Raw genomic sequence first — 12,102 nt, forward strand, 5'->3', positions numbered from 1 at the left:
TTCCGAGCCACCACCACGGCAACCAACCATCAGCCACACCCCGCTGCCCCGGGCATCCAGGGCAGCAACCCCGAACAACTTCGATCTTAGGGAACAACCATGACCACATCCGTCGTGTCCATCGTCTACGTGAACGACGCTCCCGCCGCGGCTCGCTTCTACGGCGACCTCCTCGGCCTGAGCCCCTCGCTCGAGACTCCGGAATACATCACCTTCGACCTCGGGCCGGGCGCTGAGCTCGCTCTGTGGTCCGGCCAGTTCGAGAATCTGTCGCCGGACGTCCCACGTACCAGTGAAGTCTGCCTGGCCATCGGCGGTGGACGACCTGACGAGATCAACGCGCTCTTCCGACAGTGGCAGTCCAAGGGCGTCACGATCCTGCATGAGCCGCACGATGCGGGGTTCGGGCTGACCTTCCTCGCAGCCGATCCGGACGGGAACCGAATCCGGGTGGCACCGAAGGACTGAAAGGCCATCATGCGGCAGGCGCGCACGGTCAGGTTTCGCACCTGCCGCTGTCTACCTTCGAGGAGACGCACCTTGAACGCCGAGGACCGTAGGCGGCTCGTGAAGCGGCGCCACAGATCAGCTAATGACATCCAGTGAGATAGCCGCGCTGACAGTCATGAGGTGATGCGTGAAGTCTCGCCGCGCCACCGCGACCGTGCAGGCCGTCATAGTCCCGCGTCACATTCAAGCCGACCGCCATGCGCGACAAAATGGCTCTATGGCAAAGACTTTTCATGGCGGCGGGCGAGAAGGGCCACGCCGAATACCGCGATCACGGACACCATGGCTGCCGTGGCGCCTCTGGTGACGCGGGCCTCCCTGCAGCTTCGGTCCATCTTCTCGCGGTAGAACTCGTAGTCGGGGTCGGCGGGGTCCGGTTTCGGCGGGGTCAACCAGAAGATGTTGCCGCAGTTCATGTTGTTCGGGTGGTCGCTGCCCGGCTCCGCGGCCTGGACCGGAGCCGCGAGCAGGGCCACGACGAGCAGGGCTCCGGCGATCGCCAGCCAGCGGCGCGTGCCCTGCAGGCGATTGCTGATGCCGATCTTCATGCGCCGATCTTATGCGCGCGGACAAGTCGAGAATCGGCTCGTTCCACGTCGTCGTAGGTGCGGGCGTGGTTATCAGGAGCGTTGGCGCACATCCGGCTTATGACATGGGCCGCCGCCGCTATCAACAGGACCAGAAGGCGGAAGCGGCCGAAACGGCAAGCCGTGGTTCGACACCGGCTACGTGTTCGTCGATCCGACGGCAAGCCGATCAACCCGAACTACGCCACCACCCGGTTCCGGATCCTCGTCCGGCGGGCCGGGCTGGCGCCGGTCCGGCTACCCGACCTGCGCCACGGCGCCGCGTCCCTGGCCCACGAGGCCGGCGCGGATCTGAAGACGCTGCAGGATCTGCTCGGGCATTCGAGCCGCCGACACGTACACCAGCGTGCTGCCGCAGACCCAGCGCCGATGCGCCGGCGCCACTGCCCAGCTCGTCTTGAACGCAGCCCGCCGCACCCGGAAGAAGATCAAGGCGAAGGCCCGCAAGAACCGGCCCGACCACGGCCCCAAAACCGGCACGACCGCGCCGGCGGAGCAGAAAACAGGTGCTTCACCCCGGCCAAGCGAAAGCCGGCTGCAAACGCCCAGGTTACGAACAGGTCAACGCCCGAAAACGCGGTTTCCGGGGTGGCATCCGCGTCGCACCCATCGTCCAAACCGGACCGATAGCAGAAAGAGCCTGAACCGCGTTTCCGCAGCTCAGGCCCCTCAAAATTCTGTGCGCCCGAAGGGACTCGAACCCCTAACCTTCTGATCCGTAGTCAGATGCTCTATCCATTGAGCTACGGGCGCTCAGTGCTCCGCAAGCATACACACTGCCCCGGAACGCGGAGACTCCGGGATTCGAACCCGGGAGGGGCTGTAAAACCCCAACCGCATTAGCAGTGCGGCGCCATAGACCAGACTAGGCGAAGTCTCCCCGGTGACCGCTGGCCACCGATGCTTGAGGATACCGGACCGCCTGAGCGCCGCACAAAGAGGTTGCCTCTCCGCGCGCCGCGGATCTGGGACACGCGGCTCCAACAGGTGAAACAGGGCAGATCCGGCTAGCATGCGTCGGCATGGAGGAGAACCCGCGCGACACCCCCCGGGCCCATGATCCGCGGGCCGCGTTCAGCGCGCCCGGCGAGCCGGAAGAGCCGCCGGCCAAGCGGGCGCGGAAGGCCGCCAAGGCGGCGCCGCCGGTCACCTTCCAGCCACCCGATGCCGAAAATCACCCAGAGGGACCTGCGAAAACTCCGGGCCGTCGGGGTCAAGCCCCCGATATCCGTACGCCCGGCGCGCCCCCAACCGCAGCGGCGCCCCGCCCGTCCTCGACAGGCCCGGCGCCGGACGAGCAGCCGCCCGCCAGGCAGCGCTCGCGTCGAGGCACTGCCTCGGCCACCCCACCGTCGGCCGCCCCCGAACCCTCCATCCCCACCCAACCCACGGCCTCGTCCCGCCCCACCGGCAACGTCGACGAGCCCAAACCCCCGACCCAGGCCGCCTCGTCCGCACCCGAGCCCACGCCCGCTGGCCGCACCCCGCAGTCACCCGCCAAGAGGACCCCGCCCAAGAAGACCGCCCCCGCGAAGAAGGCGGCCCCCTCAAAGGCCGCGGTCCCACGTGCGAAGACCACCCAGCCCCAGACCCCCAGCGGCCCGGCCACCCCTTCGCAGCCGATCGCGCCGGATGCCACGCCGACCCGCCCGGCAAAGGCGGCCCGAAAGGCCGCGCAAACAGCGACAGCCTCGGCTGGAGCCGAGACAGCCCGAACCAGCGCGCCCCCGAACAGCGCAACGCCGGGCAGCCCAGCCCCGGGCAGCCCAGCCCCGGGCAGCCCAGCCCCGGGCAGCCCAGCCCCGAGCGGTGCGGCCCCGAGCGGGGCAACGCCGTCCAGCGCGACCCCGGCGAAGAAGTCCAGCCCAAAGAAAGCCGCCCCGGCGAAGCGCACTCCTCGCGCGGCGACGTCACGCCAGTCCGCACGCCCGGTTCCGCAACCGGCCGAATCCGCGCCGCCGGCCTCCGCCGAGCCGACGGCTTCTGCTGAGCCGCTCGCCTCCGCCGATCAAGCCAGCCCAGCCGATCAAGCCAGCCCAGCGGAGCGGGCCGAGCAAGCCGGGTCAGCCGAGCAGGCCGTGTCTGCTGGGTCATCGGGGATCGCGCGGCCGGTCACGTCGGCTCAGCCGACCTCAGCGGAGCAACCGGCATCGACCCAGCCGTCGGAACGTGCCGATCAGGCCGTGCATGCCCAGCCGGCCGAGTCGGTTGCCCCTGCTCGGGCGCCCGCGCCCGCTTCGGCGGAAGGGTCGGCCGTCTCGCCTGAGGTGACTGCGGCCTCGGCGCGCCCGGTGTCGGAGGAGCCGGCCGTGCGTTCGGTGCCGGTCACATCCGGCGAACCGGCGGCATCTGAAGAGCCGGCTGGGGAGGCCGCCGCTTCGGGGCCAGGTGTCGATAGGGCCGAGAAGGCGGTTGCTCCGGCGCTGGAGACTGAGCTTGCTCCGGCGCCTGCTGAGCTGATCGCTGAAGCGGCCGAGGTGACCCCGGTCCTGCCGGTCCGGGACGGGAAGGGGGCCGAGGACGCCCGGCCGGTTGGTGACGGGGAGGCGGTTGAGGCCCCGGGGCGTACGGATGCCTGGGCTCAGCTGGTTGCCGACCCCGCCCACGTGCCTGAGCTGCTCGCGCTGGCCGCGGTTCAGTCGATCGGGCCGCGGGCGCGGGAGTGGATCGTCCGGACGCGGCGGGACTATCCCAACGCCGATGATGCCGCGCTGGCCCGGCTCGCGACCCGGCAGTTTTCGCGGGCCGGGGGGCTGGGCAGCGTTTTCGGGGCGGTCGCCGGGTCGTACGCGCCGGTTGTGTTGGCCGGGACGGCCGCGTTTGCGCACGCGGAACTGGTTTTGCATGTGGCTGCCGCGTACGGGAAGGATCCGGCCGCCCCGGAGAGGGCGGTCGATCTGCTGGTTCTCACCCGGATTCATCCGGATCGGGAGGCCGCGGAGGTGGCCGTGGCCGCCGCCCGCCGCCCGGCCTACGACGAGGAGGGCGGCGGTCTGCGGGCCGGGGTGTGGCGTCTAAGCCGGCTGATTTCGGGGCAGGTCGGTGGGTGGGGTGTGTTCCGCCTGATCAACCGGTATCTGCCCGGGGTCAGTCTGCTGGCCGCGTTCCTGACCGGCCGGGCCGCCGCCGACGGCCTCGCCGCCCGGGCCAACGCCTTCTACCGCACCCACCCCCACGACCCGGGCCAGGGCCGGTAACGCCGGAGCCCCGGCGTTACCAGGGCAGGCCGCCCGGTGACGAGTCGCCGATCGCGTTGAGCCGGGTGAGTGCCGGCCCGGGCAGGGTGATGTCGGCGGCCGCGACGTTTTCGCGCAGGTGGGCCACCGAGGAGGTGCCGGGGATGAGCAGCATGGTCGGTGACCGCTGGAGCAGCCACGCCAGCGCCGCCTGCATCGGGGTGATGCCCAGGCCGGCGGCGACCGTGTCGAGGATGTCGGACTGCAGTGGGCGGAAGCCGCCGAGGGGGAAGAACGGCACGAAGGCGATGCCGTTCTCGGCGCAGTAGTCGACCAAGGGGTCGTCGCCGCGTACGGCCACGTTGTAGAGGTTCTGGACGGTGACCACCGGCGCGATGTCGCGGGCGATTTTGACCTGGTCGAGGCTGACGTTGCTGACGCCGAGGTGCCTGATCAGGCCCTGTTGACGCAGTTCGGCCAGGACCGCGAACGGCGGCGCGATGTCGTCTGTGCCGGTCAGGCGGAGGTTGACCACGTCGAGGGCGGGCAGGCCCAGGTGGTCGAGGTTGTCGTGGACGGCCTGGATCAGTTCGTCGCGGGTGATCGCGGCCGGCCAGGAGCGGTCGGGGCCGCGCCGGGCGCCGACCTTGGTGACGATGTGCAGGTCGTCGGGGTACGGGGCGAGCGTTTCGCGAATCAGCTCGTTGACGCTGTACGGCCCGTAGTAGTCGCTGGTGTCGATGTGGGTGAGGCCGAGTTCCACCACCGTACGGAGGACGCGCCGGGCCTCGTCGGGGTCCTTCGGTGGTCCCCAGGCCATCGGTCCGGCGAGGTGCATCGCGCCGTATCCCATGCGGGTGAGGGTGAGGCCGTCGGCGAGGTGAAGTGACATGGTCCAAGAATGCGCCAGGCCGAGATCGTTCCGATCCGCACCGGCCGAAGGCGGGCGGAGCGTCTAGCGTCGGCGACATGACTGATCACGGTGCCGATCTGGTGGTGCGGGGCCGCCGCGGGTACAGCGCCCACGACGTGCCCGTTCACCGGGCCGGCACGCTGGCCGAGTTCCTGGAGCTGATCCGGCGGTGGGCCGCGGTGACCCCCGAGGGCGAGTGGATCCGCACCACGACGAACTGGCAGGAGCTCAACCTGGCCGAGCGGCGCATGCCGACCGCGGCCGAGCTCGACTCGGTGACCGGCCGCCATCCGGTGCTGGTCAAGCGGGGTGGCCACAACGACGTCGTCAACGGTTTTGCCCTGCGGCTGGCCGGCATCACCGAGGACACCCCGGTCCCGCCGGGCGGCGTGATCGGCCGCGACGCCGGCGGTCGTCTCACCGGCCGCCTGATCGACACCGCGATGGGCCTGGTCGAGCGCCTGGTTCCGCGGCCGGATCGGGCTTTGCGCGTCGACGGGCTTCGCACGGCCAGCGGCGATTATGCCGCCACCGGGATCGGCACGGTCCGCGATTGCGCGGTCTCCCTCGACGACTTCGCCATGTTGCTCGCGGCGCGTTCCGAAACAATCCGGGCCTGCCCGCCGGCACCCTGGTCGTCGAGCACGGCGGCCTGGCCGGGCCCGAGCAGCGCGCCCGCGCGGCCGTCCTGGGCATCCCGGTCACCGTGCAGCAGCCGTTGCAGCACGACACCGCCCATGTCGAGCGCGAGTTCTGGGGCCCGCGGCGCGTCGCCGACCTCTTCCCGCCCGGGAGTGGCTCGACCAGGGCGTGCTGGTCACCGCCGGCTCGGACTTCCCGGTCGGCCAGTTCGGCGCGATGCGCTCGGTCTGGGGCCTGACCACCCGGCGGACCGTGATCGGCGTGCAGGGCCCGGAGCACGCCGTCACCTACGACGAGGCGGTGGCGATGCACACGACGTCCGCCGCCCGTCTCCTCGGTGAGGAGGATCTGCGCGGCACCCTGACCCCGGGCCGTCTGGCCGACCTCACCATCTGGGACCGTGACCCCGCCACCTGCCCGCCCGACGAGCTCCGCGACCTGAACCCGCTCGAGACCCTCCTGGGCGGCGTCCCGGCCAACTCCTAGGGCGGCACGGATTGGGGAGTCATGATCATGGAGTGGCTCTCTACGGTTGGCCCGCAACGCCGTAAGGAGGTCACGATGGGCGGATACAGCGGTCGCGCCGGGCGAGGATTGATCATTGTCGGGGCGTTCGCGGCCCTGCTCGGCCTGCTCCTGGTCGGGCACCGGGCCGTGCCCGGGTCACCCGGCTCGCTGCTCGAGAGCGCCCTGCCCTGGCTCGCCGCTCCGGCCCTGCTCCTGCTCGCCGTCGCGGTCGTGACCCGTCGGGTCGTCGTGATCGTGGTGGCGCTGGTGCCGGCCGCGATCTGGACGGTCATGTTCGCCCCGACGCTGACCGACCACTCCCGCTCGGGCTCCCACGACCTGCGGGTCGCCTCGCTCAACCTGGGGAAGTCGACGCCCGGCGAGGCCCTGCCGCCGCTGCTGGCCGAGCACCCCGACATCGTCGTCCTCGAAGAGGTGACGCAGGCCAACCGGAGCACGGTCACGAAAACGCTGGCCGACGCGTACCCGCACCACACCGAGACCGGAACGGTCGCGATCTTCAGTCGGTTTCGTCTTTCCGGGACCGAACCGGTCGACATCCACATCGGCTGGACCCGGGCGATCGCCACGACCGTCGCCACCGGCGACGGCAGGATCCGCGTCTTCGCGGCCCACCTCGCCTCGGCGCGGGCCGACGAGACGGCCGATCGGGACCGTACGCTGCAGGCCCTCGCCGCCGCCACGCACGCCGACCCGAGTCAGCGGCTGATCCTGGCCGGCGACCTCAACACCGCGACCACCGACCGGTTGTTCCACGAGTTCGCGCCGCTGGCCGATAGCCAGAAGGAGGCCGGATCGGGGTTCGGCTTCACCTGGCCGTCCGCCTTCCCGGTCGTGCGGCCCGACCACATCCTCGAACGCGGTCTGACCACGCGCCGCTCGTGGGTCGTCGAGGGCCCGGGCAGTGACCATCGTGCCGTGCTGGCCGACTTCGACACCGGCGGCCCGACCGGGGCGAACGAGGCCGCCACCGACGGGTGACGGCCTCGCTCCGGATGGCCGGTCAGATGGGCTTCTTGACCGAGACCTTGTCGCCGAAGCCGGACAGCGTCATCGTCGTCTCCCGGGTGTAGGCCGGGTAGTCCTTGGTCGCCCGGCTGGTGATCGTGTACGAGATCTGCACGACGTGGCCGCCGGACACCTTGGCCGCACCCTTGATCTCGTCGCCGGTGAAGGAGAACCCGGCCGCGTTCTTGGTGACCGTGCCCGCCTTCGACAGCACCTTCAGCTCGGTCGCGGGGTCGGCGTCCGCGCCGGCCGGGGCCTTGGGGTCGCCGCAGAGCAGGATGCCGGCGACGTCGCCCTTGCCCCGGTCCTGCCAGTAGTTCTCCTTGGCGACGTAGCGGTGGCCGTTGACGACGCGGGCGGAGAACACCGACCCGGTCTCGACGAAGCCGCTCCGGGTCAGCGGGTCGATCGCGCCCGTGCACGTCTCCTTGACGTGGTCGATCTGCCAGGCGGGGAGCGTCAGCGTCGAGTTGACCACGAACTTGAAGCTCGTCTCGGAGGTCGAGGTGGCCGCGGCCGCCAGTTCAACGGCCGGCGACTGACCGGCGACAGCCGCGGGGGTGCCGGCGGCTCCGGCGCCACCGGTGGTCGCCAGGGCTCCGCCGACCACGGCCGCGAGGGCCAGGGTGGCGGCGCCGGCCGCGCCGGCCCGGCGGCGGTTGCGGCGCTTGGTGCCGGCCGCGATGAGCTCGGCGACGGGCGGCTGCTCACCGGTGGCCGCGCGGCCCGCCCACTCGTGCATGGCGGTGGAAAGGTCGTTCATCAGGGGTTTTCCCTTCGAAATGTTCGGGTCAGCCGTGGATCTCGAGGAGCGCCGACTCGGCGCGCAACTTCGCCATGGCCCGGGAGTGCGTGGACTTGAGGGCTCCGACCGAGCAGCCGAGGACGGCGGCCGCGTCCTTCTCGGTGAGGTCCTCGAAATAGCGCAGTACGATCACCGCGCGCTGCTGCCGGGGCAGGCGCAGAACGGCACGCTGCAGAGCGTCGTGCGGCTCGACCGGCGCCGACCGGCTGTCATACCAGTCGGGCGCCTGCGCGACGGGTTCTTCCCGTCGCCGCCGGCGCCACCAGCTCACGTTGCCGTTGACCAGCATGCGGCGGAGGTACGCGTGCGGATCGCCCCCACGAGCGACGCGCCGCCACTTGGTGTACAGCTTGACGAGGCACTCCTGCAGAAGCTCCTCGCCCTGATGCCGGTCACCGGTGAGCAGGCTCGCCGTCCACAGGTAGCGGTTCCATCCGGCAGAGACGAAGGCCGCGTACCCGGCGTCGGACGTATCCGTCGGTTCGCTGTGTGGGATCACGTGACTTACACGCGGCAGCGGACGCCGAAGGTTTACCGATTCGTACCGTGGGACTTTAATGCCGTAATGTGATCAATTCGTTACGGTGTACCCCGTGAGCGTGATCGAGGGACCGGCGCGGTTGGTCCGCGAGGCGCGGGATCTGGCCCAGATCCTGCTCATCGGCCTGCCCCAGCGCTGGCGGCACACGGTCCGCGTGGCCCAGCGGGCCGAGGCGGTCAGCATCATCCTCGGCACCTCCGACGAGGCCGACACGCTGGTCTCCGCCGCCTGGCTGCACGACATCGGCTACGCGCCGGCCGTCCACGCCACCGGCTTCCACCCACTCGACGGCGCCCGCTACCTGCTCGCCCACGACTGGCCGCTCGAGCTGGCCGGGCTGGTCGCCCACCACTCCGGCGCCGCCTTCATCGCCGCGGTCCGCGGCTTCACCGGCGAGCTGTCCCGCCTCCCCGACGGCCCGCCCCCGGTGGCCGACGCCCTGGCCTACGCCGACCAGACGATCGGCCCCGACGGCCGGAGCATGACGCTCGACCAGCGCTTCGCCGAAATGCTCCAACGCCACGGCCCCGACTCACCCAACGCCGCGGCTCACCCGCGCCGCGAGCGGCGCCTGCGCGAGGCCGTACGCCGGGTGGACGCGCGCCTGGCCCGCCTCGGCCGCCCGTCGTACGCCGTCGCCCGGGCCTGGGTGACCGGCTAACGCTTCAGCAGGTGGTGACTCAGATCACCGGCGAGTTGAAAGCTGACCCGTCGCGACGAGAACCGCCAAGCCCCGTCCAGCCGCCGGAACTCGTCGGCGTACCGGCCGACGGCGATCGGCTGCAGAGGCAGTTCCGGCGTCGCCTGGAAGATCGTGAGGGCCGAGCGGGCCTGGGCCGTGCCCGCCTCCTCGTCCACCTCGACGATCAGGTTCGTCGTGACGTGCCGGGTCAGCGGGGTGCCGTTCGGATAGAGCCGGACCTGGTCGTGCAGCATGCCGGTCAAGGCGTCAGCCCCGGTGAAACTGGAACCGCTGCCGTGGAACGTAGCGGTGGCGAAAAGCTCGCCGACCCCGGCGAAATCGCCGTCGTCGACCAGCTCGGCGTAGCGGCCGATAAGGTTCTCGATCTGTCGATGGCTGGACAGCGTCATACCCCCAATGATCTCCCGGTCGTCGACGCCGGGCGTGTTCGCGCAGTTCCGCCGCGTGCTGCGCCCGGGCGGCCCGCTCATGGTGGCGTTCAACCTGGGCACGGGCGAGACCCTGAGGACCGAGGGCTACGGCGGCCACCCGATGAGGGTGAGCGTCCACCGGCGTACGGCCGAGGAGGTTGCCGCCTAGCTGCGGGAGGCCGGCTTCTCGATCGAGATCGACCTCCGCCTCGAACCCGACGCCCCCAAACCCGGCGGCGTCACCTTCGCCCGCTAGCGCCTTTCCCGTACGCGGTTATTGCGTTGCCCGGCGAGATGGGCGTGCCTATGGTCATCACACCTAGGGGGCGCGCCCGGACGAGGAGGTTGTGATGCGTCGCAGCAGTGCCGAGCGTGAGCCCGAAGGGGAGCGGCGCGAGTGAGCGGTTCGCCGCCGCGGTGTGCCGCCTTCCCGTGCCGGGTCGGCGGCTTTTTGGTTTTCCCGGGGCTGTTGGAGTAGCGGTCAACTCGCCTGACTCTCGATCAGGAGATCACGGGTTCGAATCCCGTACGGCCTACCGCGTTGTTCTGGGACAGGCTCGCCCCCACCCGCTTTCCGGGTGGGGGCGAGTGGTGTTCAGGCCGTGGTGCAGGTGGGGGTTATCGCGCTGCCGGTGCCGGTGGCCTGGAAGCCGAACTCGGTGTAGGCGCCGGCGGCCAGCTGGCCGTTGTAGTTGACGTTGGTGAACTGGACGGCACCCGAGTTGCCGGTGCGGTTGGTGTTCCAGGAGTTCGAGATGGTGCTGCCCGCGGGCAGGGTCAGGGCTATCCGCCAGCCGGTGACCGGGGACGTGCCGGCGGTCACCCGGACGGTTGCCACGAAGCCGCCGGTCCACGAGTTGAGGGAGACCGTGGCGGTGCAGCCTCCGTTACCCGGCGGCGGTGTCGTCGGCGGAGGGGTGGTGGGCGGGGGCGTGGTCGGCGGCGGTGTCGTGGGCGGAGGGGTGGTGGGCGGGGGTGTGGTCGGGCCGGTGCCGAGCGTGGGGGTGGTCCAGTCGATCCAGTCGGAGAGGCGGCCGGCCGCCGAGCTGGAGATGTGGAACGAGCCCGCCGCGCTTCCGGTCTTCGTCAGATACTTCTGGATGTTCTGGGTGAGCGGGGTCTTCCATTCGGGCCGGATCGCGCAGTGGTTGCCGTCCTGGATATCCGACCAGTAGGTGATGTTGGAGCCGGCCCCGAGCGCCTTGTAGACCTCGGCCCCGCCCAGGGCGGCCACGCTGCCCGACTTCGGGCCCAGGTTGACGATGTGCGGATTGTCCATGATGAACAGTCCGCGCGGCGCCACCATCGCGACCATCTCGTGGGTGTCGACCGGCAGCTTGTTCGGGTTGCCGGTAAACGCGCTGAACGCGTCGCCGAACCAGGGTTGCTCGCCGTACGCGCTGCTCAGGCTCTGGGCGCCCTCGCCGGGGACGCCCCGCAGGATCGGCACGCCGGCGGTGCCCGACTCGATCGGCATGGTCAGCGCGATGCGCTGGTCGAAGGCGCCGATGACGAACGCGCCCTTGCCGAACCGGGAGCAGCCGGTGACCGCGGTCGCGTCGGGCTTGAGGATGCTGCCGCCGGACTGCTCGATCACGTCGATGATCCGGCTGACGCCCCACGACCAGGCCATCAGCAGGCCGGTCGGGCTGGACGAGCCGTACAGGGTGTAGAAGGCACCCTGCTTGTTGTTGCGCGGCGTGCCCTCTTTACCCACGGCGTACGGGTCGTAGTTGATGATGGCCGCGCCGGCGGCCTTGATCGTGGCCGTGTCGGCGCCGAGGCCGCCGAGGACGACGACGGCCGGGAACGGGCCGGTGCCGCTGGGCAGGCTGACCGAGGCCGAGAAGCTGGCGCTCTTGCCCTGGTTGGACACGTTGACCGTGATGTTGGTGCTGGTCACGGTGCCGCTGACGGTTTGCGGCTTGGCCGGTTTCGGGCCGTAGATGAACTTCTCGGCCAGCTGCTTGATCTCCTCGCGGCGGCAGGTCCAGTCACCGGTGGAGGTGATCCGGGTGCCGTCGAGCTTCTTGAACGGGTCGGGGAGTTTGGCGTTGGTGGGCAGCGAGCCTGCGTCGGGCAGGCCGGGGACGGAGCAGTTGGCGCCCTCGTCCTCGACGCCGGCGGCGGCCACCTGGACGGCGGCCGCCTCGGCGGCGGGGGATCGGGGAGCAGCCAGCACTCCGGTGACCGCCAACGCCGCCGCAGCCAGGACGAGGGCTGTCGAGCGGAGGGTCACGGGGACTCCTTTCCGGACCGGAAGTGGATCATGGGAGCGC

The 12,102-nt window shown here is 70.7% G+C and carries 12 protein-coding genes, 3 tRNA genes and 2 pseudogenes; 9 read left to right on the top strand and 8 right to left on the bottom strand.

The genetic code is table 11. The annotated features are described in order from the left end of the window. The first annotated feature begins 114 nt into the window (after positions 1 to 114). Positions 115 to 468, top strand: coding sequence for a VOC family protein (locus AB0M88_RS17360; protein ID WP_364102424.1), 354 nt, complete (start codon positions 115 to 117; stop codon positions 466 to 468). Positions 469 to 725: 257 nt separating this feature from the next. Here AB0M88_RS17360 and AB0M88_RS17365 read toward each other — a convergent pair whose 3' ends face one another. Continuing rightward, entirely contained in the window at positions 726 to 1,058 is a 333-nt protein-coding gene (locus AB0M88_RS17365) for a hypothetical protein (protein ID WP_364102427.1), read from the bottom strand. Positions 1,059 to 1,171: 113 nt separating this feature from the next. On the opposite strand from AB0M88_RS17365, the pseudogene AB0M88_RS17370 reads away from it, so the two are divergent. Continuing rightward, positions 1,172 to 1,812 (top strand): annotated as a pseudogene (locus AB0M88_RS17370) (tyrosine-type recombinase/integrase); the annotation flags it as partial. Here AB0M88_RS17370 and AB0M88_RS17375 read toward each other — a convergent pair. Then, positions 1,778 to 1,850, bottom strand: a tRNA-Arg gene (locus AB0M88_RS17375). The pseudogene AB0M88_RS17370 and the gene AB0M88_RS17375 overlap by 35 nt on opposite strands. A 36-nt stretch (positions 1,851 to 1,886) precedes the next feature. Continuing rightward, positions 1,887 to 1,977: transfer RNA gene (locus AB0M88_RS17380), tRNA-Ser, on the bottom strand. Positions 1,978 to 3,574: 1,597 nt separating this feature from the next. On the opposite strand from AB0M88_RS17380, the gene AB0M88_RS17385 reads away from it, so the two are divergent. After that, a complete protein-coding gene (locus AB0M88_RS17385; protein ID WP_364102430.1) occupies positions 3,575 to 4,294 on the top strand; it encodes a hypothetical protein in 720 nt (239 codons plus the stop codon). Between the two features lie 16 nt (positions 4,295 to 4,310). On the opposite strand, the gene AB0M88_RS17390 is transcribed toward AB0M88_RS17385, so the two are convergent. Further along, positions 4,311 to 5,165, bottom strand: a complete 855-nt coding sequence (locus AB0M88_RS17390; RefSeq protein WP_364102432.1) for an oxidoreductase — start codon at positions 5,163 to 5,165, stop codon at positions 4,311 to 4,313. A 77-nt stretch (positions 5,166 to 5,242) separates the two neighbouring features. Between AB0M88_RS17390 and AB0M88_RS17395 the strand changes: the two are divergent. From AB0M88_RS17395 to AB0M88_RS17405, 3 genes and pseudogenes are all read left to right on the top strand, one after another. Next, a pseudogene (locus AB0M88_RS17395) lies at positions 5,243 to 5,746 on the top strand (amidohydrolase family protein); the annotation flags it as partial. Beyond that, positions 5,709 to 6,314: an amidohydrolase family protein gene (locus AB0M88_RS17400; protein WP_364102681.1), complete on the top strand. Its 606-nt coding sequence runs from the start codon at positions 5,709 to 5,711 to the stop codon at positions 6,312 to 6,314. The pseudogene AB0M88_RS17395 and the gene AB0M88_RS17400, both read left to right, overlap by 38 nt. 75 nt (positions 6,315 to 6,389) lie before the next feature. Then, positions 6,390 to 7,337, top strand: a complete 948-nt coding sequence (locus AB0M88_RS17405) for an endonuclease/exonuclease/phosphatase family protein (RefSeq protein ID WP_364102435.1) — start codon at positions 6,390 to 6,392, stop codon at positions 7,335 to 7,337. 22 nt (positions 7,338 to 7,359) lie between these two features. Here the strand turns inward: AB0M88_RS17405 and AB0M88_RS17410 are convergent, their stop codons facing one another. Next, a complete protein-coding gene (locus AB0M88_RS17410) occupies positions 7,360 to 8,127 on the bottom strand; it encodes a hypothetical protein (protein WP_364102438.1) in 768 nt (255 codons plus the stop codon). A gap of 28 nt (positions 8,128 to 8,155) precedes the next feature. After that, a complete protein-coding gene (locus tag AB0M88_RS17415) occupies positions 8,156 to 8,668 on the bottom strand; it encodes a SigE family RNA polymerase sigma factor (protein ID WP_364102441.1) in 513 nt (170 codons plus the stop codon). Between the two features lie 94 nt (positions 8,669 to 8,762). Between AB0M88_RS17415 and AB0M88_RS17420 the strand changes: the two genes are divergently transcribed. Then, the gene (locus AB0M88_RS17420; RefSeq protein ID WP_364102444.1) at positions 8,763 to 9,371 is read left to right on the top strand and encodes an HD domain-containing protein; all 609 of its coding nucleotides are present in this window, start codon (positions 8,763 to 8,765) and stop codon (positions 9,369 to 9,371) included. On the opposite strand, the gene AB0M88_RS17425 is transcribed toward AB0M88_RS17420, so the two are convergent. Beyond that, positions 9,368 to 9,802 (bottom strand): nuclear transport factor 2 family protein, encoded by a 435-nt coding sequence (locus AB0M88_RS17425; protein WP_364102447.1) that lies wholly within the window; start codon positions 9,800 to 9,802, stop codon positions 9,368 to 9,370. The genes AB0M88_RS17420 and AB0M88_RS17425 overlap by 4 nt on opposite strands. A 7-nt stretch (positions 9,803 to 9,809) precedes the next feature. On the opposite strand from AB0M88_RS17425, the gene AB0M88_RS17430 reads away from it, so the two are divergent. Both AB0M88_RS17430 and AB0M88_RS17435 read left to right on the top strand, forming a co-directional pair. After that, positions 9,810 to 9,992, top strand: a complete 183-nt coding sequence (locus tag AB0M88_RS17430) for a hypothetical protein (RefSeq protein ID WP_364102450.1) — start codon at positions 9,810 to 9,812, stop codon at positions 9,990 to 9,992. Between the two features lie 294 nt (positions 9,993 to 10,286). After that, positions 10,287 to 10,359: transfer RNA gene (locus AB0M88_RS17435), tRNA-Glu, on the top strand. A gap of 59 nt (positions 10,360 to 10,418) precedes the next feature. On the opposite strand, the gene AB0M88_RS17440 is transcribed toward AB0M88_RS17435, so the two are convergent. After that, positions 10,419 to 12,062 (bottom strand): cellulose binding domain-containing protein, encoded by a 1,644-nt coding sequence (locus tag AB0M88_RS17440; protein WP_364102453.1) that lies wholly within the window; start codon positions 12,060 to 12,062, stop codon positions 10,419 to 10,421. Positions 12,063 to 12,102: the final 40 nt, after the last annotated feature.

The organism is Actinoplanes sp. NPDC051411 (assembly GCF_040682075.1).
GTDB lineage: Bacteria > Actinomycetota > Actinomycetes > Mycobacteriales > Micromonosporaceae > Actinoplanes.